Here is a 1,450-nt window from a genome sequence, read left to right on the forward strand (position 1 = left end):
GACCGTCTCCCAGCCCGGCGCGGGACGCCGGGCCGCGGGCCGGCCGGTCCGCAGCTCCGCCAGGTCGAACGGCAGCGGGCGCACCGGCCGGTGCGCGCTGACGACCGTGAGCGGCACGATGGTCTGCCGGGCCCAGCACGCCCAGTCGTAGACGTTGAGCGGGAACCACGGCGGCAGGAACATCATTTCCGGCGGCAGGACGGGCAGGGCGTCCCAGGACCACTGGCCGAACATCGCCAGCCAGATCCGGGTGAACACCCGGCTCGCCTCGATCCCGCCCTCCCGGCGGACGAAGTCACGCGCGGCCCGCATGTGCGGGGCGTCGGGTGCGTCGTCGGCCAGCCGCAGCGCGGCGTACGCCTCGATCGTCGTGGACAGGTCTCCGGGGCCGCCGTGGAAGTTCGCCCACGTGCCGTCCTCGCGCTGCTGCGAGCGGATCCAGCGGGCCGCCTCCGCGGTCTCGTGGGGTGTGCGGATACCCAGGAACTCCCGCAGGAGCAGATCCTCGGCGTCCATCGTGACGTTCGTCTGCAGTTCGCCCTTCCACCAGCCGCGCGGGGACCGCAGGTCGAGGAGGTGGCCGGTCGCCGCGTCGAGGGCGGCCCGGGTACGGGCGGCCGGGTGCGAGGTCTGGAGTGTGGTCATCTAGTGGTCCCGAGAGGTGATGAAGCGGGCGATGTCGGAGAACTCGGCGCGTACGTCGGCGGGCATCGGTGTGCCGCCGAGGATGCGTTCGGAGGCGTCGAGGTGGTGCTGGGCCTGTTTCTCGGCCCACGCTCGGCCGCCGGCCTGGTCGATGAGCTGGGCGGCCTCGCGCAGGTCCGCCTCGGACAGGGGCCCGGAACCGGCGAGCAGTTCGGCCAGCCGCCGGCCGGCGACGGTGTCGCTGGTCAGCGCGGCCACCGCCGGAAGGGTCTTCTTGCGCGCCCGCAGGTCCGACAGGGCCGGCTTGCCGGTGGTCCGCGGGTCGCCCCAGATGCCGAGCAGGTCATCGGACAGCTGGAAGGCCAGGCCGATCTCGGCTCCGTACGCCGCCAGCGCGGTCACCAGCGGCCGGGGCGCCTCGACGTACAGGGCGCCGATCGAGCAGGCGCAGGCCAGCAGCGCCCCGGTCTTGTTCGCCGCCATCCGGCGGCACTCCTCCACCCCGACGTCCTGCCGGTGCTCGAACTCCAGGTCCGCGGCCTGCCCGGCGATGAGCCGCTGCGTGGCGGCGCTCAGGCAGCGGGCCGCGCCGACCGCGCCGCGGGTGCCCTGTTCGAGCAGGAGGTCCATGGCCAGGATGAGCAGGGCGTCACCGGTGAGGATGGCGGCCGAGCGGCCGAAGACCACCCAGGCCGTCGGCCGGTGCCGCCGCGTACGGTCGTCGTCCATGATGTCGTCGTGGAGCAGGGAGAAGGCGTGCACCAGCTCCACGGCGGCCGCGGCCGTCGCGCCGCGCAGCGGGTCC

General features: G+C 74.2%; 1 protein-coding gene and 1 pseudogene. Both read right to left on the reverse strand.

Features of this window, described 5'->3' with window-relative positions; genetic code table 11:
* Positions 1–645, reverse strand: a pseudogene (locus ACFFNX_RS49900) (prenyltransferase/squalene oxidase repeat-containing protein); the annotation flags it as partial.
* A partial coding sequence (locus tag ACFFNX_RS49905) for a polyprenyl synthetase family protein (protein ID WP_378213510.1) occupies positions 646–1,450 on the reverse strand: 805 nt, incomplete at its 5' end.

Origin of the sequence: Actinoallomurus acaciae, assembly GCF_042429965.1 — a bacterium.
In the GTDB taxonomy this organism is placed as follows: domain Bacteria; phylum Actinomycetota; class Actinomycetes; order Streptosporangiales; family Streptosporangiaceae; genus Actinoallomurus; species Actinoallomurus acaciae.